Source organism: uncultured Mucilaginibacter sp. (assembly GCF_903913935.1).
Classification (GTDB): domain Bacteria; phylum Bacteroidota; class Bacteroidia; order Sphingobacteriales; family Sphingobacteriaceae; genus Mucilaginibacter.
In genome coordinates, this window is sequence record NZ_CAIWNH010000152.1 from 1 (window position 1) to 22592 (window position 22592).

Annotated in this window: 17 protein-coding genes and 1 pseudogene; 7 read left to right on the top strand and 11 right to left on the bottom strand. The window is 42.7% G+C overall.

The genetic code is table 11. The annotated features are described in order from the left end of the window. From QZY09_RS05645 to QZY09_RS05660, 4 genes and pseudogenes are all read left to right on the top strand, one after another. A pseudogene (locus tag QZY09_RS05645) lies at positions 1–244 on the top strand (endonuclease III); the annotation flags it as partial. A 175-nt stretch (positions 245–419) separates the two neighbouring features. Further along, positions 420–1427: a recombinase RecA gene (gene recA, locus QZY09_RS05650; protein ID WP_295669351.1), complete on the top strand. Its 1008-nt coding sequence runs from the start codon at positions 420–422 to the stop codon at positions 1425–1427. 118 nt (positions 1428–1545) lie between these two features. Beyond that, entirely contained in the window at positions 1546–2181 is a 636-nt protein-coding gene (locus QZY09_RS05655; protein ID WP_295669353.1) for an SMI1/KNR4 family protein, read from the top strand. 115 nt (positions 2182–2296) lie between these two features. Further along, entirely contained in the window at positions 2297–3088 is a 792-nt protein-coding gene (locus tag QZY09_RS05660; protein WP_295669356.1) for a DUF3050 domain-containing protein, read from the top strand. Between the two features lie 26 nt (positions 3089–3114). Here the strand turns inward: QZY09_RS05660 and QZY09_RS05665 are convergent, their stop codons facing one another. The 5 genes from QZY09_RS05665 to QZY09_RS05685 all read right to left on the bottom strand — a co-directional run bounded on the left by QZY09_RS05665 (position 3115) and on the right by QZY09_RS05685 (position 10107). Next, a complete protein-coding gene (locus tag QZY09_RS05665) occupies positions 3115–4287 on the bottom strand; it encodes a glycoside hydrolase 100 family protein (RefSeq protein WP_295669359.1) in 1173 nt (390 codons plus the stop codon). A 46-nt stretch (positions 4288–4333) separates the two neighbouring features. Then, complete coding sequence (locus QZY09_RS05670; RefSeq protein ID WP_295669362.1) at positions 4334–5476, bottom strand: glycosyltransferase family 4 protein; 1143 nt, start codon at positions 5474–5476, stop codon at positions 4334–4336. After that, positions 5473–6114 (bottom strand): PIG-L family deacetylase, encoded by a 642-nt coding sequence (locus tag QZY09_RS05675; RefSeq protein ID WP_295669365.1) that lies wholly within the window; start codon positions 6112–6114, stop codon positions 5473–5475. Before QZY09_RS05675 ends, QZY09_RS05670 begins: the two co-directional genes overlap by 4 nt. Before the next feature lie 148 nt (positions 6115–6262). Continuing rightward, positions 6263–6895: a response regulator transcription factor gene (locus QZY09_RS05680; protein WP_295669369.1), complete on the bottom strand. Its 633-nt coding sequence runs from the start codon at positions 6893–6895 to the stop codon at positions 6263–6265. Between the two features lie 140 nt (positions 6896–7035). Continuing rightward, positions 7036–10107, bottom strand: coding sequence for a sensor histidine kinase (locus tag QZY09_RS05685; RefSeq protein WP_295669372.1), 3072 nt, complete (start codon positions 10105–10107; stop codon positions 7036–7038). A gap of 227 nt (positions 10108–10334) precedes the next feature. Between QZY09_RS05685 and QZY09_RS05690 the strand changes: the two genes are divergently transcribed. Beyond that, the gene (locus QZY09_RS05690; protein WP_295669375.1) at positions 10335–11939 is read left to right on the top strand and encodes a hypothetical protein; all 1605 of its coding nucleotides are present in this window, start codon (positions 10335–10337) and stop codon (positions 11937–11939) included. A 138-nt stretch (positions 11940–12077) separates the two neighbouring features. Beyond that, positions 12078–12326, top strand: coding sequence for a hypothetical protein (locus QZY09_RS05695; protein ID WP_295669380.1), 249 nt, complete (start codon positions 12078–12080; stop codon positions 12324–12326). Positions 12327–12486: 160 nt separating this feature from the next. On the opposite strand, the gene QZY09_RS05700 is transcribed toward QZY09_RS05695, so the two are convergent. From QZY09_RS05700 to QZY09_RS05720, 5 genes are all read right to left on the bottom strand, one after another. Beyond that, entirely contained in the window at positions 12487–12945 is a 459-nt protein-coding gene (locus QZY09_RS05700; RefSeq protein ID WP_295669383.1) for a hypothetical protein, read from the bottom strand. A 147-nt stretch (positions 12946–13092) separates the two neighbouring features. Further along, entirely contained in the window at positions 13093–13959 is an 867-nt protein-coding gene (locus tag QZY09_RS05705) for an ice-binding family protein (RefSeq protein ID WP_295669386.1), read from the bottom strand. A 578-nt stretch (positions 13960–14537) separates the two neighbouring features. Next, positions 14538–16487 carry an OmpA family protein gene (locus tag QZY09_RS05710; protein ID WP_295669389.1) on the bottom strand — a complete coding sequence of 650 codons (1950 nt, stop codon included), beginning with the start codon at positions 16485–16487 and terminating at the stop codon, positions 14538–14540. A 110-nt stretch (positions 16488–16597) separates the two neighbouring features. Then, complete coding sequence (locus QZY09_RS05715) at positions 16598–18694, bottom strand: ice-binding family protein (RefSeq protein ID WP_295669392.1); 2097 nt, start codon at positions 18692–18694, stop codon at positions 16598–16600. A 122-nt stretch (positions 18695–18816) separates the two neighbouring features. Further along, positions 18817–19386: a helix-turn-helix domain-containing protein gene (locus QZY09_RS05720; protein ID WP_367119171.1), complete on the bottom strand. Its 570-nt coding sequence runs from the start codon at positions 19384–19386 to the stop codon at positions 18817–18819. A 535-nt stretch (positions 19387–19921) separates the two neighbouring features. Here QZY09_RS05720 and QZY09_RS05725 point away from each other — a divergent pair. Then, positions 19922–20965 carry a hypothetical protein gene (locus QZY09_RS05725; protein WP_295669394.1) on the top strand — a complete coding sequence of 348 codons (1044 nt, stop codon included), beginning with the start codon at positions 19922–19924 and terminating at the stop codon, positions 20963–20965. 66 nt (positions 20966–21031) lie between these two features. Here QZY09_RS05725 and QZY09_RS05730 read toward each other — a convergent pair whose 3' ends face one another. Further along, positions 21032–22552, bottom strand: coding sequence for a carboxypeptidase (locus tag QZY09_RS05730; protein WP_295669397.1), 1521 nt, complete (start codon positions 22550–22552; stop codon positions 21032–21034). Between the last annotated feature and the right edge of the window lie 40 nt (positions 22553–22592).

The following is a 22592-nucleotide window of genomic DNA, read 5'->3' on the forward strand; positions in this document are numbered from 1 at the left end:
AAACCTGCTGGGGGTTGCCCATCATTGGCTCATATTGCATGGCCGCTACATTTGCCTGGCCCGCAGCCCCAAATGCGAGCAATGCCCTATCAGCTGGTTTTGTAAATATTACGAACAAACCCATACCGAAACGGCGCTTAAAAAAGCAGAAGCGGTAAAAATTAAAAAGGTGAAGGAACAGAAAAAGAAGGTTGCTTTAAATAAGATCAGCAAGGAACTGGTGAAGCGGAGTGTTGAGGGTTAGTGAGTGGTTGATTGAGTTGATTATGTGAATAGTTTGTTTTTGCTATTTATATTTTTACTTCCTAACTTAATCAACTTAATAAACCCTTCACTTAATAAACCAACAAATAATTTACTAAAAAAATTAGCAATTATCAAAAATACTTTTTACATTTGTTTTCACAATTTTTATAAAGATGAGCAGCGCAGATAAATTAAAAGCATTACAGCTAACCCTTGATAAGCTGGAAAAATCATACGGAAAAGGTACCATCATGAAACTGGGTGATACCGCGATCGAAGCGACGGAAGTTATATCAACCGGTTCTATCGGGCTGGATATTGCTTTAGGCGTTGGCGGTTTGCCAAAAGGCCGGGTAATTGAGATTTACGGCCCTGAATCATCCGGTAAAACCACCTTAGCGATCCACGCCATTGCCGAATCGCAAAAAAAGGGTGGCATTGCCGCCTTTATTGATGCGGAGCATGCATTCGACCGGTTTTATGCAAAAAAATTAGGGGTTGATGTAGAAAACCTGCTGATCTCACAACCGGATAACGGCGAGCAGGCCCTTGAAATTGCCGATAACCTGATCCGCTCAGGCGCTATTGACATCCTGGTGATCGACTCTGTTGCCGCCCTGGTACCCAAGGCCGAAATTGAAGGCGAAATGGGTGATTCCAAAATGGGTTTGCAGGCACGCTTAATGTCGCAGGCATTGCGTAAGCTTACCGGTACCATCAGCAAAACGGGTTGCTGCTGTATATTTATCAACCAGCTGCGCGAGAAGATCGGCGTAATGTTTGGTAACCCTGAAACAACCACCGGCGGTAACGCTTTGAAGTTTTATGCTTCGGTACGTTTGGATGTGCGCCGGATCTCGCAGATCAAGGATACCGACGAAGTATCAGGTAACCGGGTGAAAGTAAAAATTGTGAAGAATAAAGTTGCGCCTCCTTTCCGCATCGCAGAATTTGACATCATGTTTGGCGAGGGCATTTCCAAAGCCGGCGAGATCATCGATTTGGGTGTGGAACATAATATAATCAAAAAAGCAGGCTCATGGTTCAGCTATGGCGAAACCCGTTTGGGCCAGGGCCGCGATGCCGTTAAACAACTGATCCAGGATAATCCTGAACTGATGGAAGAACTGGAAGCTAAAATAAAGCAAACCGTTACCGGGGATCATCTGGCGGAAGTTTAGTTTTTGATTTCACCGATTAATTTTTGATTACCCCGATTTTATTTGGGGGGATTTCACCGATTAATTTTTGATTACCCCGATTTTATGTAATTAGACAAATAGTTTTAGAGCCTTCCGTTTGGAGGGCTTTTTCTTTGTTAATAAGTTCTATATTTATATTGCAGATTTTATAGAGCAAGGCTACCTTCTCATGGCAAATGAAGATATTATTTCAATAGTTGACTATCACCTTCAAAAATGGATGGGGGCGGAAGGGAACAAATTACCGACAGAAATTGATTCATTAATGGCTGACCCCGATCAAAACCCTAAGGAAGAATGGAGAACCTGGTTCCCAATCAATAGCAGAGTTACAGATTCGGAAATTTCAGAATTTGAGGACAGAATAGGGCATGTACTACCTGCGGATTATATAACATTTCTTAAGCATAAACATTTCTATGAGCTGAATATCTCAGAGGCATCGTTTTGTGAACATCCTGTATTTACCTGGAGGAAATCACTATCAGAAATGATTTTCGATGGTTATCCAAAAGAGTTTTTGATAGAAAGAGGCCTTATTCCCTTTGCTAACTGGAGCGACTGGGGGCATTTATGTTTTGATACAAGCGGAAAAAATTCAGATCACAACTATCGAATAGTCATCTGGGATCATGAAATCCCCTACGACAATCAATTTTTTGCCAGCGATTTTAAAACCTCGATGATAAAGCTTGACAAACAAGATAGAGAAAGCTGCGGGGATAAAGAGTAATTCCTTTCAAGTCATTATTATCTCATATTAACCAAATATTCCAATAAGGAATTCCATTCTTACTCTATTTGACACCAATATTTTACCTTTGCCGCCTTTAAAAGCAGCGGAATAGATGAACCCCCATATCAAAAAAATACAGGAAACAATTGAACCTTTAAGGCAGCAGATCATTAACCACCCGGTATACAGTTTAATTGAAAACATTGATGATTTGGGCGTTTTTATGAATTCCCATATTTATGCCGTTTGGGATTTTATGTCGCTGCTAAAAGCGCTTCAAAATAATTTAACCTGTACACAGGTGCCCTGGTTCCCGGTGGGTTCGGCCAATACGCGCTACCTGATCAATGAAATTGTATGCGGCGAAGAATCTGATGTGGATGCCACTGGTGTCCGCAAAAGCCATTATGAGCTTTATTTGGATGCAATGAAGCAATGCGGGTACGAGCCGCAGAGGTTTCTAAACTTTATTTATGCCTTAAAAAATACAGGGAACATTCAGCAGTCATTTGATGAAGCTGAAGTGCCGGATGCAGCCAAAGAGTTTGTAAATTATACCTTTGATATCATCAACAGCGGCAAAGCACACCTGCAGGCTGCCGTGTTCACCTTTGGCCGGGAAGACCTGATCCCTAATATGTTTTTGTCGGTCGTAAATGACCTTAACCAAAAATTCCCGGGCCAGGTATCTGAATTTAAATACTACCTCGACCGCCATATTGAAGTTGACGGCGATCATCACAGCCACCTGGCTTTAGAAATGACTGCCGGACTTTGTAGGAATGACGCAGAGAAATGGGATGAGGTTGAAAAGGCGTCCATCATAGCGCTAAAAAAACGGATCGGTTTGTGGGGTGGAATTTACAACGAAATCATTAGGTCCCGAGTTTTAACGGATAATTAAGCAAAAATATTGGCCGGGAGCAGTTTTTACGAACTCCGCATCTCCTCAAAAAAAGGTGTTTTTCTTAGTTCCACACATTTTGCCGCATACAGGTACATCGCCGCGCTCCAGGTTTGCCAGTCTACACCCATAATAACGCCGGTTTGGGCTTTTATCCATTCGTTAAAGCCAAACTCCAGTTCGGGATCTTTTGATAACTTGTTTAATCTGGTCAATTCAACCAGTTTTTGTTCAGCGAGTTCATATCTCTTTGCGGCGACCAGCGCGGCCACATACAAGCCGCAAATAAAAGGCCACACGCCTCCATTGTGATAATTACCGGGCAGGTTAAATTGCGCATACCGCGGATGCCAGTCGAGGTCGCCGGGTAAAACGTAGGGGAAAAAATTAGGCGGCAGTCCAACAGCCAGATCGCCGTTTTTTTTCATTGCATTACAATTATTTTCAATCCAATCCACTATTTCCTCCGCCCGGCTGAGGGATGCCAGGCCAGATAATATGGCCAGGCTGTTTCCTAAAAGATCGAACCTGTCAGAGCAAAATACTTTGTACGACCAAAATGCGAAATACGGCTTACTTCTAACCATCAGCCCTTCATGGATATGATGCGGCATATAGCCGTCGTCGATGGTGAATTGTTTCATCTCGTGACTAATATCTTCGGCACGTTCATCATCGCCCAGCATCTTCAGGTAACTGTATACTACCGTATTTACAAACAGGCCATAACCTATAACCCATTGTTCGTCGCGCCAGTCGCTGGTAGGCTGCTGGGCAACCATATATTTGTCGGCCGGGCTTTGGTATTCCATCCAAACCAGGGCCTTATTAACAGCAATTTCCAGGAAATCGGGCTGATGGGTCAGCTTCCGGTAAATCGCGGCACCCAAGATAAACAGCGGCGTGGTATCACTGGCGCCGCGGTCGTCGTTATCATGCACCAATGAAGGAATATGGCCATGCTCCGTTTGGTTTTCAGCCAGTGTTTCCAAAACGATGCGGATACTTTCAATCAATTCGGCATTTCCGCTAACCGCGATACCAAATATCGAAAACATCAGATCTCGGGTATAGGGTTCAGGATATCCCCAACCCGCGGTACGCGGCAGTCCGTTAAACGGTCCGTGTGCATTATGCAGTAATACTTCAATAGCAACTTTTGTTGCTTTTTCAATTTCATCCCTCTCTGTTTTTTGCATGGTATAATTACCTTTACTAATATAATCCCGGGTCCTTTCTTTCGCCCTATTTTATCCCCAATTTCCGGTTGATGATACTTACAAATTGCCTTGCCACCGGCCTGTAATCAAAATGTTCCAATACCCGTTTCCGTCCGGCTTTACCCATTTGTATCCTTAATAACGGATGGTTCATTAAATCGAGCAAATACGTTGCAATATCTTCGGAACTGGCCCTGTAATCAACAGTACGCGGGATATCAAAATCTACGCGGTGATGATTCTCATAGCCTGCCTCAGTACCAATAAACACATGGTCAACCACTATTTTTTGGGCCACACCGGCCAGGTAAGCGGTTTCCCCGTCAATCATGGTATCCAACAAGGCCATTGCTTTTATGCCGATAACCGGTTTTTCGCAAGCGTTCGCTTCTACTTGTGGCATGCCAAAACCCTCAAGACGTGACGGCGCAGCATAAATATCACAGGCACCGATAAGGTAAGGCATATAGTTCCGTGAATTAATGCCCGAAGAGAAGATGATGTTATCGGCGATCCCTAATTTCATCGCCAATTCGATATCGGTTTTGTTTTGTATTTCGGTGCGTGGCTGGGGCCATACCTTACAAACGTATTTAAACGGGGGCACCTTATCTTTTATCATCGCCAGCGCCTGCATTACTTCTTCGGCCCCTTTTGAAGCCGCATCGCCCCCCACCGTCAGGATCATGAGTTCATCGGACGACACCCCTAATGATTCCCGAATAGCCAATACTTTAGGGTTGTCCTTGGCAAATGGGACAAACGTATCGGTGTCGCAGCCCACCGGCAGCACTTCAATATTATCCCCGTTTATTCCATCCCTCATGTACATTTCCTTTACCCAATTGGAGGTTACCAGTATTAGCGGAAGATCATTCAGAACATCCTGGTAATTGGCGATATAACCGTCGGCAACCAGCCAGGGAACGGGTTGCATCATGTATTTTTGCGGATGTAAAATCAAATCGGGGGTATGCCACCAATAGCCAATCCCCACTACCACATCAGGCTTGAACCATTTGTAATACCATTCTTTCTCCTGCGGCGATTCGCAGTTCACTGCATGCGCGTCTACGCCAATTTCAAGCAGTCCCCTGTATAATAAATCCCCCTGGGTCGCTAATCCGCTTGGCGAGGCAGGGTAATCATATAATAATAATACTTTCATGATTTTATATTTCCGCTATCCAGCCACTCCTGCGCCTGGTTTGCATTTTTAAATTGCCAGAACGCTTCTTTTTTGGGAGTGGTTTGCGCCTCCCAGCTATCCCAGGCAAATCCGTATGTTTTGGTAATGATGTTAAATTTATTTTCCCACGCATCGTGCGTTAAAGGGTAAAATAGGGGTGCATCCTCGTTTACTACGGGCAAATAGGCTTTATGCCCGTCTTCGTAAGCAAATGCCCAAAGTTCATTTGTATTTATTTTGCCACTATGCCATAAATTAATTACAGCCCTCCCAATTTCCTCGTGCCGCCGATGCCTCGTGTACTCCCCGTAAATACTATGCGTAATGATCAGATCGAAATGTTTGGCGGGCAACAATTGAAGGATTGCGGTTTGAACGTCGTGTTCAGGCAACTGGGCTTGGTCAGGGCCGTCATCCAGGTCGCCCATAATGCCTTCTGCACCAAGAATCCTAAGAACCTTTTCAAATTTCGGGGCACGGTCAGTGTCGTATTTTCTACACAGGCATACGATAAAATATTGCTTTCCGGGATTGCTAAGGATTGTTCCTCCCGCCCACAAAGTCTCGTCATCAGGGTGCGCTACAATAATGGCAATCGTACTGGTATTATTATCCATCGGTTAAAAAACAAACATTCATAATTACAAATGGTTTTTATCCGCACGGTTATTTCTGTGTAATTAATTTTCACATCTATCGACCAGTTAATTGAAATATTCGGCGAGATGGAAAATTTAAGCCCAATGCAGGGGATGTGACCGGCGACTACCTTAACCCGGTTTTGCGCAAGGCCTCCTTTTTGTTGCGCACGTGCAATTTTTCGTACAGGTTTCTGATATGGGTACGCACCGTATCAATCGCAATAAACAGGTGATCGGCTATTTCCTGGTAGCTATAGCCTTTACTCAGCCATGCCAGTACCTCATTTTCGCGATCGCTTAAACTATCTTTGGCATCAACATAAGGCATTTCCTGTTGAAAAGCCATCACTACTTTGCGGGCGATCTGGCTGCTCATGGGGCTGCCGCCCCGCTGCAGGTCTATCAATGATTCGATGAGCTTATTTGATGAAGTATTTTTTAAAACATAGCCAGAGGCACCGGCCTGCAGGGCCTTAAATACCTTATCGGCATCATCGTATACACTCAGCACCATAAACTGTATGTCAGGCCGGCGCGGCTTTAGCCAGGCGATCAACTCAATCCCCGATTTTCCCGGCAGTTGAATATCTGTTAATACCAGTTCAATGTCATCACCAAGTCCTGCTTCAAAATACTCCATTGCTTCTTCAGTACTAATGAAAGAGGCCTTTAGGTTAAACTCACCTGAACCGGCCAGCAACGCACCCAAATAGTTGCGTATCTTCTCGTCATCCTCTATGATTACTATCGGTGTCATTTGCTTATAAATTTAATATTTCACTACCTGTTTCCAAATGTTAAAAAAGTAGTAATTATGAAGAAAGAGCCGAGAGTAAAGAACCAGGATTCAAGATAGAAACAAAGTCGAAATAAGCATAGCCCATCGTTATTACAGCATCAAATAGCCGTTGCGTTTTTCCTTGCCTTTGACTCCTGATTATTTTCCAGGCTCAGCGCATAAACAACTTTTAATCCCCGCTCCTGGTTTATCCATTCAATGGTGCCGCCAATATCTTCCATGCGTTTGCGCATATTTTTTAACCCGTTTCCACTTAGCCGGGTAGTTTTAGCATGCATTCCATGGCCGTCATCGCTCACTTCAAAATTTACCCGGTCAATATCGAGCCTTAGCGAAAGCTTAACATGATTGGCATCTGCATGCTTCATTACATTGTTGAGGGCCTCTTTAGTAACCAGGTATAAATTCCGGCGCTGCTCGTTGCTTAACCTTATTTGTGGTACATCATCCGGGAAATCGATCTTTAACGTGAGTTTAAACGGTTCAAAAAGCTGCTGCATTTGTTCACGTATGTAAGACAAAAGATTTTCAAGCGAGTCGTTTTGCGGATTTAGGGCCCATATGATCTCGCTCATAGTTTCAACCAATTTCCTGGCGACAATGGAGATGCTCCCCAAATCATTTTTTATGGTACGTTCAGTTTTTTGCTGGGTTTGTATCAACTCACTCAAAAGCGCAATATGTGTTAATCCGCTGCCAATTTCGTCGTGCATATCCCTGCTTATCCGGTTCCGCTCTGCATCAATAGCAGCTTGCTTTTCGAGTTGCCCTAATCGCTTTTTAATTTTTTGCCGCGAAACATAATAGGTAATATAAATAATCAGCGCTAAAAACACAATTGAAGCACACACATAAAACCAGGTCTTTTGCCAGAATGGCGCATTTACTATAATATTTAATTTCTCTTCTTTGCTCCAAACGCCATCGCTATTTGCCGCTTTAACCCTTAATATATAATGCGAGGGCATCAAATGTGTGTAGCGCATATTTTTATCGCCTGAGGTGATCCAATTTTTATCCCAGCCCTCTAAAATAAATTTAACCTTATTTGCCTGTGGCCGGGTAAAGTCAAGCGCCGCAAACCTGAAGCTAATGTTGTTTTGATCGTAATTAAGCGATATGGTTTTACTTTTAGAAAACTGCTCGTCCTTAACATACGGATTGTCATCAATACTGATAGAGGTGATAGCCACTCCCGGCGCAGTATAAGCGGGAGTTCTGGTGATTTTTGGATTAAACCAATTAAAACCCCTTATGCCCCCAAAGTACATGTTGCCCGATGCGCCCTTATAAAATGCCTGGGTGTTAAATTCGTTGCTCTGAAGGCCGTCTTTTGCCGTATAGTTTTGAAAGGTTCCTTCCTGCCGGTCAAAAAAAATGAGGCCCATATTCGTGCTCATCCAAAAATTATGCTGTTCATCCTCTAAAACGCCATACACATAACTGTTTGCCATGCCGTTCCTTTCATCATAAAAGCTTTGCTTATTGGTGAGGGTGTTAAATTCAATCAGGCCGATCCCGGTACCGATCCAAAGAGCGTTTCTATCCTTTTCATCAGGGTGAATGCTCCTGATATCAATCAGCAGAAACCGCTTCTCTAACACCTCAAATTCATCGCCCTTTTTTTTATAGTGGATGAGCCCATGTAACGGGCATGAGGCCCACAGGGTATGATCGCCCATCTCAACCACGTCAGTTGTGAGGAAAACGTTAGCCGTTTTCGATTTATCAAAAAAACAAGTGTAACCCGCCCCGTTTTTTTTTATTGTCATCAGGCCGTAAGCAGTTGCGCCAACCAGTTCGCCATTTTCCAGCTGGATTAGCTTATAAACAAAATTGCTGTGTTCATTAAGCACCGGGCCGTTAATTACCTTAACCGGCTTGAAAATACCGGTCGCTTCATCAAAAATAGTAATACCCAAACTGCCGGATATCCAGATCTGCCCATCTCTGTCTTTTAAAATACTTGAAATGATTGATCCGGGCAATCCCTTTGATTTGTAGTGCTGGTAATCATAACTTTTAATCAACCTGGTTTCCGGATCGTAAATATTTAGCCCACTGCTATGGGTTCCAAGCCAAATACGGCCGCTTTTATCTTCAAAAAAACATTTAATAAAGTAGTCCTTTAAAAATGGATAATCGCCTTCATTCAGCGGGAACAGGTTGAATTTCGGCGGCTTCAGGTCTAATTTACATACGCCACCTCCATCTGTCCCGATCCATAAATTACCTGATCGGTCAATACATAGGGCAGACAGAATATTGATTGGCAAAGTTTTCACCCTTGAATTATCGTGCAGGTAATTGATATAAGTACGGGTGTGTTCATCATAACAAAGCAAACCATTATCATAGGTACTGATCCAGATCCGGTGGTAGGCATCGCTCCGAATGGCCTGCACATCAAGCGTTTTGTTTAACGGTAGCCCAAAGGCTACACTATCCAATACATTAAAAGCCGAATCTGTAACGATTATTTTCCCCGGCGATTGCAGGTTATACAGCCTCCCGTCGCCTGTATAAAAGGTAGAGTAAAAATCAATTGCCGGCCTGATGAATTTAAGCTTTCCGGTTTGTGTATTAAAAGCAAATACGCCCTTATCTTCCGGGGATTTTATCCAAATCGTATTTTTATAATCTGTGGTTAACTGTTCCGATACAAAATTTGTGTAGGGTTCTTTAAGCCGGCAAGCCGTTAAGATAAGCTGACTAGTAGAGATATGGTAGGCGTAAATGCCCGCCGCCGGATTGAAAATATAGAAAATGTCATTGCTGTCGATGAAGATACCCGCTGTCCACCCATACTTTTTAAAGATAAGCTTACGGCTAAGTTTGTCATTTAGCGGGTCGTAATAAAACAAACCGGTTTCATTGCAAAACCATATGTTGCCATGGCTGTCTTCCGAAATGTTACCGTGGATAAAGTTCGAATTGGCTATTTTTTTATCATTTATTTTATAAATGCGAATATTTTCACCATCATACCTGTTAAGTCCATCGGCTGTACCAAACCACATAAACCCTTTCTTATCCTGAAAGATACTATATACTGAGCTTTGCGAAAGGCCATCATTGACCCCGATATTTTCGAACCGTGGAATAATATCCTGCGCAGCTACCCTGCCCGAAAACAGGACAATAAAAAGTACAATAAGAGAGCTTCTCATTAATCAGGGCATTGGATTAGTGTTATAAATATACCTGAATTTTAATATATAATAAATAGATATCGATATTAACTTTTCATAAACTATGTGGATTGAAACCTGATGTTTAAACATTTAACGCCCGGGTACAGGATAAAAAATACCACTTTTTTACTACTGTATTGTTAGGTAAAATAATATGGCCATTCATGAAATTTAGTACGTAAAACTGCATTAAATTTTTGACGATGAATACACCAAAACCTTTGATGTGTATCCCGCTCATCACGCTGTTGGTAGCCGGGATTTTAAATACGGTAAATGCCCAGCATATTAGTTGCGAAAATTTACTGGCTATTGTTAAAGCAATAGCCGGTGATTCGACAATGAGGACCATTAAAGCCGAAATAGCAAAAGAGGCCATGGGCGATGACAGCGCACAATACTTTACATCGATTCCGATTTGGGATTACCTTGATGATTTGCATGGTGAATATATTGAATATGATAAAGCATTGGGTGCTGTTGTTTACAATGGTTACTCCATTAACAGGGCTACGCTAACAGATGAGAGAGAACGCACTATTAAGGCGTTTGAAAATTGCCTTGGGGACGGCTGGATCATCCGAACGGCTATTGATGGTTTAGGAGACACGGTTACTTATTTTAAACACCCGGCTGACTATACCACGCTAACTGTTAAAAACCATGAGGGATGGATGCGGATTAAATGCTACCACGAGCCAAAAAATGGCTCGCCGGTATGTGTTAGCGGCGATTGCTACAACTTTTACGGCGGGGTTCAGTTTTTTAACAACGATGCATATACAGGTACTTTTATTGACGGTACACTGAGCGGCGTTGGCCATGCAAACTGGTTTGCAACCCAAAAACAATACCAGGGTTCATTTTTGGATAACCAGCTCGAAGGTTACGGGGCTATTTATGACGAAAACAACCATGCAGTGAAAAAGGGCTTCTTTTTTAAAGGGGATACGGTGCCCCTGGACAGGCATAAAACCGGATGCCAGTACGGCGATTGTGAAAACGGATTCGGCGTCAAATTAACTTCAAGTGAATTTTTTGTTTATGCCGATGTATATATAGGGTATTTTAAAAACGGGCTTCCGGAAGGCCTGGGAGAATCGGTAACAGGTTGGGGAAACACCGAAACTGCTTTTTTTGGACATTACAGAAAAGGCATTGCTGATGGCACTGGGATTTTTATAAACTACAATGGTAATATAACTTTCGGCGATTATATAAATACCATTGCGCAGGGGAACTACCTGACTGCGGTAACGGATAAAACAGTAATCCAGGGTAATTACGATGATCATTCATTAACTTATTTTGATGCAAACGGGATCTTAACCAAATCGGGAAAACAACTCCTGGCATTCGTTGAAAACACTGATCCGGTTTACCTGGATAGAAAAGCAACTGCAAAATCATTAAGTGAATTTTATAATTACCGGCAAACGGGTTATAAGGAGATTTTAAATGTACAAAGCAAATCGTTAAAGAGCCCCGTTTTTGAAAGTTATAAAAGCAAGCGGCTATTCCAGGGCCGGTTTGACACGAATGTTTGTTCGGATCAACATCACGACTTGTATATAATTGTATCCTTGTCAGGGAAAAGCGTTGATAAACCCGCATGGGTAAAGCTTTATAATAAATATTATAAAATGCTGGACAAAGCGCTTGGTAACCAGTGGCGGGTAACTACCGACAAAGGCATTGCAGGCGTCGAAAAAATTTCAAGTAGTATTGTTTTTCGCAACATATTCGATCTGTCAAAATCAATTGAGCTTTTGATAGACAAAAGAGGCGTCCAACTGGAAATACACTGAATTTGTAAAGCCAACTTGCTAATAATAGGACATGATGCCTTCGCCGAAATATGTTCACCTAAATAAATTACTACTTTTTTCACATTTAATAAATATCTCCGGCACCCTACCTTAGACGTAAACCAAAACAATAAAACCATGAATATTTTAGTAAACCACCACATCTCAGACCCCGATGCTTATTGGGGTGCTTTAGGCGCAAACCCTCCTGTTCCGGAAGGCTTTAAAGTTGTTACGTTTATGGCCGGGACAGACCCCGCTTCATCAGCCTGTTTATGGAGCGCACCTGATGTTGAATCATTAAAAGCGCTGGTTGACAAAACAGTTGGACATGCAAGCAGTAATAGTTATATGGTAATTAATGATTCAAAGTCATTCGGCTTATAGAATCATTAATACAGCCAAAAAAATAAAAAGCCGCCGGCAACCCAGCGGTTTTTTTATGTCAACAATAAAAAAACCGGCAGTTAAAAATAACTCCCGGCTCACTCTAACTAATCACTCCGGCAGAAATGCAGGATCTGAACCTTTGTATTAATACTTTATATTAACGCCCCGGAACCAATACCAGGCCCAGGTAACCCTTTCTTGCTTCGGGGTTCAAAAAAGCAGCATATTGGGGTGTTGCATAGGCGGTAAACCCGGGAGGGGCCGCTGTACCGGTGGCAGTCATCCCCATTAAAACAATGGCCTTTTGTGCCGTACTCAACATAGAAACCGGCATATCACAAATAATGATCTTAACCTGGCCCGACTCAGTTATCTGAAAATCAAAAACCGAATCATATTCCTTACAACCATAAAACACATCTGTAGCTGTTTGCTGCGTCTTTTTAAACTGACCCAGCACAGTTAAGTAGCTTGCAGCAGAGTCAACCGGCATCCCCAGCTTCGTAACCATGATCGAGATCTGGCTGGCGAGTATGTAGTTTGGCAAATCAGTTGATTGCTGCGCGTTTGCGCCGATGCCTGCTATAATTAAAATTAAAAGAAGCTTAAATTTCATGAGATCAGGGAGTTTAAATGGATTTTATAACCCTTACAAGTTAGGCAGCTTCCCCTCATCACAAAATGTTAAAAAAGTAGTAATTTAAAATAAAAAAAGCCGCCTTTTTAGAGACAGCTTCAAATTTAAATACGAGGCTAAATATATTTAATAGGGATAAACATCATCCGCAATTAAAGTAACTGCTGTTTGGGCAAGTAGCCTGCCGGTGACTTTAGAACCAGTATTTACTGATATCAGCGTTTTACTAAGGATATTTCCTTTGAAATTTACTGCAGTACCAAGCGTTGCCTTTCCTGAAACTACCCAGAAAATATTTTTGGCCTGTGCCCCGCCTTCTAAGGTGATGATGGCACCATTACTTACAGTAAGGTTTTTTGCGATCTGAAAAACCCAAACATCATCCGCAAGGCCGCTTAGCTTAACGCCCACTCCTGATATTAATACGCCGGTACCCCATTTGTACAAACCGGGATGCAAAGTCCTCCCGCTTAAATCGCCGGCAAATTTTTCAGTAAGCGGGGCCGGAAAAGTACGGCCGTTAGCTTTAGTAAAAGCGGTCTTCATGTCACTGATTGCTGTGGTCATTTTTGCCGGTGTAGGTGGCGCATAATTAGCTGCAAAAACCTCGCCGGTTACAATGGGCGTAGTTGAAAATTGATTGGATGCATCCATTTTTAATCCAAATCCGGTAATTGCGGTTCCGGCTATTGGGCTGACACCAATATTACCTGTAATTGCTGTAACACCCGTTGTAGAAATTCCGGTTTCTGATAAAATAGTAAAGTTAACTGCTGTGCCCAGGTAAACCGGCTTAGCATCAACATCAGTGCTTGATGTAAGGTTTGTAGAAATAGATGCCTGTGGTGTTGTACTTGTTGAATTATCTTTTTGGCATCCTGCCATTAATAATGCAGCAAGGACTGCCATTCCACAAAAAATGGTTACTTTTTTGGAACTTTTTTGTCCCTGAGGTATCCGGGTATTTTTAACCAACCCGATTTTTTTTATCATGATGTATTTTTTTAATACTATTTAAGGTTTTGATCTCCCGGATTTTTACCCGGCTAAAACAAACCAATTATATATTGCAAAGCCGATGCCTGTATTTACCAGATTTAATTTGGCCAATTATTCTATTTTATTTTGAGGGATTATTTTAACGGGGCATGTAGCCTGAAGGCCTTATGGAGGGTGTTTTTAACGAATTGGCCCAATTTAAGTTGATGCTAATTGATGAAATAATATTTTTATTTCTAATTAAATAAAACTACGCTACTTATACTTACAAGAAAATATGCTTATTATAAAGGATTAAAGTGTATGCTGACAACTAATAAATGAAGAAAATATTGTGATTTAATAAATTAAAAACCAGCAAAATAATTATCGATGATAGCATTTTGCCATATTTTTTCTGAAGCTCGCGGTCGCGCTCAATACAAATAAATGGTTATGTATTTCCTGTTTCGCCATTTACTTTAAAGGCGTATCATTTTTTTGGGTGCAAATAATTATGGGTTGACTAAATCGAATCTTAACCACGGGTTAACCCATGTAACATTAAAAAACAACTCAATCAACCCAATAATTTATTTAACCGGCACTATATCAATAATAACTGTCCTGTTGTAAAAACGCTCTTCAGGAAGATTATTATCAAACGGCGAGTGGGCGGCATCTTCACCAAACCCTGTTGTTTCAAATTTCACATGATCCCGGCCTGAATTGGCAATCGCGCGCTCAATAATTTTTTGCGTTTGCTGTGCCCTCTCATCCGAAAGCTTTTGGTTATAAGCCTCCAGACCGATGATGTCCGTATGCCCATGAATAGTAACGGTTGCCCCGTCAATAATCAATGGCGCTACGGTGTTGGTTAAAAATTTATCATATTCAGCGATGGATTTCGCTTTGTTATAGTCAAATACGATACTGTAACGGAAGCCGTTCGTGATTATAGGATCTGGGCGTAACAAATGAACGGACGCTTGTTTTGTAACGGTTGATCCGTTATTTAACTCCGCCAGCATGGTTATTTTATAGTCGCCGCTCGGGCTACCGCCTAAAATGGTTGCCGCCGGTAAACCCTGCTGGTTACCAGTGAAAGGGCCAAAATGCTGAACAGTTCCTCTTTCGTCAGTCGCATTAACGGACCATGACTTAACCTTCTGCTGCGCCGAATCCACACTGAAAACTACCTCAAAATCAAGCGGATTTTCCTGTGTTGTATTAATTTGAACCGGCTTCATTATACCACCGCCAGCTTCAACCAGTAATTCAGGAGATTTGCTTTCAATATCAACCCTGCGGTTTTCGGCTCCCAAAAGTACAAGTTCCGTGGTGCCGCCCGGATGTTCCGAAGACGGATGCGCTCTTAAACTACCGTGGGTGGTGATCCTTGATCCGTCAATTTCAAATACGGTTACAAGATAAAGTTTGATTGATTCGGCAAACTCTTTTGCATCCTTCGGGCCCTGCGCTGATGAGCCTTCAAGAGAGACGATAGCCGCAGGATTGGCCCGCATACGGTCGCCCAAAACATTCAAAACATTATAATAAACTGTTAATTGCCCGGCGGAACGGACTGTTCCGGAGAGCGACTGCGCATTTTGCAACTGGTTTTCTTTAAAACCAGCAGCCTGCTCTTTTGTAAGCAATATATACCTGCCTGGGATAGCCGCTGATCCGTCATCAAAAAACACTGAATTTAGCACCGGAAAGGTTTCGCTTACAACGTGTACTGGCGGGGCATTTATCGGGCCGCGTACGGTAAAGGTAACATCACTTAACACCACCGGGGGTGCAGCAACAGCAACCGGTTGGTCCTGTACAGGCGCCTTATGCCCTTTTCCAAATTTAAGTGCAAGCCCGGCCCTAACGGTCGTAATTGATAAACTTTCGATATTGCGGGGATCCTGTCCAAAATAGGGATGGTAAGAAATAAATGGCGAAAGACTAACTTTCGATTCACTGTTTGGCGACGAAAGAGGTATATCAAATCCGGCACCCACCTGGCCCGAAAACATGGTACTGTTAACGGAACTGAAATCAGCATTGGTATTTGGTTGTTTAAGCTGTGTATAAGCAAATCCTTTATTTACATTAATTGCCAGGCTAGGGCCGGCAAAAAAGTATAAACTTGTGGTTTTAAAACCTAAACGCAGACTGGGTTCTATGGAAACATAGCTCAACTCTGAAGTTAAGTCAGCAGGGCAGTTACATGGCGCTTCAACACCATCAAACTTTGCGCCAAGGCCATCATAGCCCACGTTCAGCATGCCGCCCCATGTCGGGCCGGGGCGGTATTCAACCAGCAAAGATGCGTATGGCCTTACGCCGTTACCCTTGTGAAATGGAGTTGGCGTAATCAATGCATTATTTAGCCGCTGGGTTGTCCCATCATAAAAATTAAAATTCGCAGCGCCTGATACACCAAACCACCATACTGGTTGCGTAGTTTGAGCCATGGCCGCTGTGCTTATAAAAATTACCGTCAAAAAGCTGATGGTAAGTTTACGCGATATGTTATCTATTAGTGACATGATATTTTTCTTTTAAAATTGAGTTTCTGTTTGTTTTAGCTTTTGTAAATCCACTACCCGGATATAAGCGGGCAGTGGATTATTGGATTAATGCCTATGTGGTTTGCGTTTTATGGCACATTAACCGTCGTATTCACCATGGTAACCGATGCAACCAGGGAAATAGCCCTGCCATTAAGCACCGTTTGAACGGCATTTCCTGCCGTAGAGATGGTAACCCCCGCGGTCGCAATAATGGTTCCCACCATAACGCCACCGCCGGCGCCGTTAATGGTTGCTGCTGTTCCTACATACCAAAAAACATTTTTAGATTGTGCACCGCCAATTAATTTAACGCTGCGTGCACCTGCCGGCCCGGCTATCCCAACCGTTAGTCCGGCTGCTGTCTGGAATATCCAAACTGCATTCGGGTCGCCTTTGGCATCCAGCGTTAGATCACCGTTTGATATTTTAAAAGTACCGCTTGCAGCTTTATAAACACCAGGAGCTAAGGTTAAACCCCCTAATTCTCCGGCGCCCGGATCCGAACCACCTGGTTTCGACGCTGGTGAAATACTGATATATGCGGTATTAGCGTCAAGCAAAGCTTTTGAAGCAATGGCAAATGAGGTAGCCGTTCCGGGAGCTGGTGGTGCTGTAAAGATGCCGCCGGAAACCAAACCTTTATTTAAAGGTGTTTCGGTGTAAACATCGCCAGTTAACCCGTCATGAAACCCGGTAATCAGCGTAGAAGCGGCCGTCGTGCCTATTCCACCATTGTTAATTACTGTATTTAACCCCTGGTTGGTAACGCCGGCGTTTCCTCCGAAAGATCCGAAATTCGAGATGCTTCCTAAGGTGGGCGGCGCTAAAACTATTAAGGTAAAGTTTGCAGTGATATTTTTATTCGCGTTCATTAATACGGCCAATGGATTGGCTGTGCCGGCGGCGTCTCCACTCCACGACTTAAATTTGTAGCCGGTATTTGGCGTTGCCGTAAGATGAACAACACTTCCATAATTGTACGTTAACTGGTCGGGCGTTTTTAAAACCGTTCCATTAACTGCGGTAACGTTCAATGTAAATGTATTGATGGCGAAATTGGCCACTAAGTTTGTATTTGCATTTAAAGGAAAGGTATAAGCCGCACTGGTGGATACGATCAAGCCGTTTTTTGTCCAATTTATAAAGGTATACCCGGTATTAGCAATCGCTGTCGCTGTAACGGATGTTCCCCCATTGTATGAGCCTGATCCTGATGTTGTTCCGCCTACTGCCGGACTTGATGAGAGCACTAAAGCAAATTGAGATGACTGAACAGCGCTGAAGTTGGCAACCAGGGTAGTATTTGCTGTCAAAATAAACTGGTAGTTTGAACTGGTCGAAACAATGGTTCCGTTATTTGTCCAGTTAACAAAAGCATAGCCTGCATTTGGCGCAGCGCCAACAGTTACAAACGCCCCTGCTTTAAACGCCCCGGATCCGGATGTTTTACCACCTGCGGCAGGATTTGAGGATAAGTTGACCGCAAAATTTCCGGCAACAACCGGCGTGTAGTTTGCAACTAATGTTATGTTTCCATTGACGATAAACTGATAACTTGAGCTTTTAGATACTATAACGCCGTTGTTGGTCCAACTGGTAAATGTAAATCCAGTATTGGGGGTTGCAACTACAGTAGCTACCGAGCTTTGGGCAAATGTACCCGCCCCCGCGGTTATTCCGCCCGCTACAGGGTTTGATGATACACCTATTTGCGGAATAGTAGTGAAAGTCCATACGTAATTGCCGGCCATTGCTGAACCTAAGGTATCAGTAGCACCGGTGGTAATTGTACCTGTATATTTAATAAAGGGTAATAATGCCACCGTCGGCGTGAACGTAAATACCGCGTTATTGGCGGTGGGCGCTACCGTTCCGGCAACAACTGTTGAACCCTGCATAATGGTAAAAGTTGTACCATTGATTGACGAGGGACGCATGGCCGTATTAAATGTAACTGAAATAACTTTGTTGAGTACAACGTCAACCGCTGCATTCATCGGATCGGTAACAGTCACGATCGGGCAAACGCCCTGGATAGCTCCTTTATAATTATCCTTTTTACAACCGGCCGTAAATATGGCAAGCAGTAATACCATTGACCACATGGTGTTGAATATCCTGGAATAGTCTCTGCTTTTACGCTTTGATATACTATCCTTAGTCGGGGTAGATTTTTTTTTCATGGTAGTTTTTTTTATTAATAGATGTATTTTTGACGTCCTGATTCTGTTTTGATGGGAATTATGACTATACAAACCTACCCCGAAACGTAGGGCAGCCCGTTACATAATTTTTTATAAAAGTTCTATAATTCACACATCTGAGGGCGATGTATATTGAGGTTGCTAAAATGCCTGAAAAGGGATGGGGTAATGCCGGTAACTTTTTTAAATTGAGTAGAGAGGTGGGCAACACTGCTATAGTTGAGTTTCCACGAGATTTCGGTAAGGTTTAGCTCGTTGTAGCTGATCAGTTCCTTTATACGCTCAATTTTAGTGAAGATAAAAAACTGTTCAATAGTTGCCCCTTTTTCATCTGAGAATACATTGGCCAAATAGGTATAATCGTGTTTTAACTCCTGGCTTAAATAATTGGAGAAATTTATTTTTACCTGGCATTCTGAATTATAAACCATGCTCAGGATGGTATTTTTTATCTTTTCAGCCAAAATGCTTTTTTTATTATCTATTAACTCCAGGCCTGATTTTGATAGGGCGTTTTTAATTTCTAACATTTGATTGTCAGATAGAGTTTCATAGGTTTCAACTTTCCCCAATGCTACAGAAGCACAATGTATCCCAAGTTTTTCAAACTCCAGTTCGACTATTATTTTGCACCGGACGCACATCATATTTCTTATGTAGAGTACCATCATGTATACCGTTAATACAAAACAAGTGCCCTGTATTTGCTTCACCTAATATGTATCCGAATAATTGATTTATTTATTAGTTGATTTTTGATTTTCGCTCTCCATTACAACCAAGGGCTATATTGCGGCAAAATGTGCGCAACTATTTAATTCAACAGGCGGCATTTAAACTGGATAGTATTTTGCATGGTTTAGTTAAAATTGATCACTTAAACGGAATAATTGTATGCTATTAACTAAAAAATAACTAAAGAAAACCCAAAAAAATGACGCCTGCTGAACATTTATTTAAATTTTGATTTTCAGCAACCCTCCACGCAGAAATGCCGTATATCAGGTAAATGTTTATATGAAATGGCCAAAGGACGGACTGCTTGTTTCCAGGGTGTCCAAAATAATATGTATTTTTAAACCGGTCCTATACACTTAGGCACAAAAAAGCGTTAGAACATTTATTATTGATTGATATAGCATAAATATGAGAAATATATACTCTGCCTGCCTTCACTTTTTTGCGTGTGGATTGTTATTAGTAACAATGATGATGTCCTCCTGTAAAAAGGACCATAACTCAACCCCCATACCCGTTCCGAAGCCTATTGCAACACTGGGGATGTATGAAGTAGACAGCGGCATTTATAAAAGAATATTTATTCCGATAACCAAAGTAGGCACACAAAGTGTTACCTATTATAGTGTATTTGATACCGGCTCAACGGGGATGACTATTGATGCCACGGGTTTAATACCTGCATCGATGATCACCAATACAGGCATTACCGTTGCGGGAGACTCGGTAAATGTGAATGGAATTACTATTACCAGCCAAACGGCAGTGATAGCCTACGGTAACACGCAAAGCGAGATCCAGGAGTTTGGCAACCTGGCCTACGCACCCGTAACCATCGGCGATCAAAACGGCAACGTAACCACTACACGTATCCCTTTCTTCCTATACTATAAAATTGTTGACAATACCACCGGGCAAAAACAACCTGCACATTCAAATGATGTATTTGGCGTTGGGCCGGGCGTTAGTTTTGCCAATAGTAATATTGGCAGCCCCCTGAGTTATTTTAAAACCGCTGCTGAAGTAACCAGTGGATTTAAACTGGCTATGCTTAATAATGCCTCATTCAGCCTAACCGGTACTTACGTTTCAGGCTTGCTTACCATCGGGTTGGTACCCAATGACCTTGCGATCAATGGCTTTGTAATGCACAATCTTACTTATTATTCGCAGGGTGGCTATTCGCCTGATATCCCCGCGACCATAAATTACAATGGCACCAGTGTTGCCGGTACGATATTGTTTGATACCGGAACCCCGGCTATATCAACCATTGCAAATCAAAACGCCGCCAGTAATATCAGCCAGCTCCCGGCAAACACCAGTGTAACCATAACAACAGGCAAAGGATTTAGCTATTCCTATACCACCGCGAGCGCTAATGATATTACGCAGGTTGCGAAACCATCTTATACCGGCGACCCGAGAACCATTTTCAGCATCAACTTTTTTACTGAAAATGAATTTTTAATGGATTATGCGGATCATAAGATCGGCCTGAAGAATAATTAATTCAAGTCTGAAGTCTTGAGTCCAAAGTCGAATATGACTACAGACTCAAGACTTTAGACTCAAGACTTAGTACTTAGCAGGAGTACCCGGTTTCGGTACAGCTTCCTGGATGAATTTTCTCAAATTTTCTGTTGCGGTTGCCAGGTCTTCTTTACGGAGGTAAAGCATGTGCCCGCTTTTGTACCCTTCCCATTTTAACCGGTCTTTCAACCTGCCGCTTGGGTCGAGCTGCCAGAGGCTGTATTTAGCATTAAAATAGTCGCAGGCGCCATCATAATAGCCTGACTGGATCAATAAATGCAGGTAAGGGTTTTGGGCGATAGCCTGCCTCAAGTTTTCGCCGGTATGGTCGTTTTTATCATCCCATGGCCAAACATCACCAAACATATTGTATTTTAAATCTGTTTTATAGTTGAGTTCATTGCGCAGATAAATGTTCATCGCCGGGGTAAACTCGTGCAGCCAGGCTACCAGTTCGGCATTGTAATCGGGGCTGCCGCCGTAGGCCTGCCTGTCGATCCCTTTATAACGTGAATCAAGCCTGCCAATAGTATATCCCTTTACTCTCAATAACTCTTTCCAGAAAAGGTCATATGATACATCGAGGTTATTCCCTAAAATAACATCTACTGATATGCCGCTGTATTTTGCCATTTTAGCAGCCATATCCCTCTTTTGGGCATCATCAATAAACCCGCCGCGTGCCATCGCGGGGATCAATTCATTAATGGTGAAATTTTCCACTTCGGGCAAAAATGTGGTAAGATCTTTTTGCTGATATTCGGATGATAGCATACCGTGGTACCATGCTGTTGCTGCAAAATACGGCAATTTCAATGCTGCCTGTACAGGACCGCTCCGCTCAATGCCCAGATCTGTCGGCGATACGAGGATCACACCGTTCAAATACATCCATTGTGCATTCTGCAGTTCGAGTGCCAGTCCCGAGGCCCGGGTGGTACCATAGCTTTCGCCGATTAAAAACTTTGGTGACGCCCATCGGTTTTTACGTGTAACGAACGTGTTGATCCATTCAGCCAGGTATTTGATGTCCTCATTCACCCCAAAAAATTTGGAGCCGGGTGTTTCTTTGTTTACGATCCTTGAATAACCCGTATTTACCGGGTCGATATAAACGATATCGGCCACGTCGAGGATAGAATTTGGATTGTCTTCCATGCCATAAGGCTGCACCGGGTAACCCTCGTTATCGGTATTCAGCCTTCTTGGGCCGGTATAACCTATTTCCATCCAAACCGACGGCGTACCGGGACCACCGTTAAACGAGATCACCAATGGCCTGGTCGACCTGTCGCTAATATCATCTCTTTCATAATAAGTGTAAAATACGCCTGCAACCGGGCGCCCGTCCTCATCCCAAATCGGCATACTGCCGGCAGTAGCAGTATAGGGTACAGCTTTCCCCTTTATACTTACCGAATGTTTGGTAACTACAGCAGAATCAACCTGCAAAATGCGGGTTTTTGTTATGGGATTAGGGTTTTTGGCAGGTGTTGACGGTTGCTGTGCCAGGGCTGTCCCGGCGATTAAACAAACGAATACAATTGAAATATAAAAATTTTTCATAATTAAAGGTCTTAAATATTTTTATAAGAACAATATAAAG